The organism is Paenibacillus sp. UASWS1643 (assembly GCF_008693195.1).
In the GTDB taxonomy this organism is placed as follows: Bacteria; Bacillota; Bacilli; order Paenibacillales; family Paenibacillaceae; genus Paenibacillus; species Paenibacillus amylolyticus_B.
The window spans coordinates 1-230 of record NZ_VXKZ01000007.1 but is presented as its reverse complement, the minus strand read 5'-3'; the positions used below and the strand labels follow the sequence as shown (position 1 = coordinate 230).

Genomic DNA, 230 nt, shown 5'->3' with positions numbered 1-230 from the left:
CATCGGCGCTAGAGGGCTTAACGGTCGTGTTCGGGATGGGTACGTGTGGAACCCCTCCGCCATCGCCACCAAACGCGATTTGTCGAAGCATAGCTTCTTGAAATCAGATATGGAACTGAAAATCATACACACAATCTGTGATGTACCAATTTTCATTTCAGAGATCATTCTCTGAAAACTAGATTCGAAACGAAACATGCGAATTACAACTTGCTAATTGGATAAGCCCT

Annotated in this window: 1 rRNA gene; it reads right to left on the bottom strand. The window is 44.3% G+C overall.

Annotated features, from left to right (window positions below):
- Window positions 1-73, bottom strand: a 5S ribosomal RNA gene (rrf, locus tag FE296_RS00045); the annotation flags it as partial.
- Window positions 74-230 lie beyond the last annotated feature (157 nt).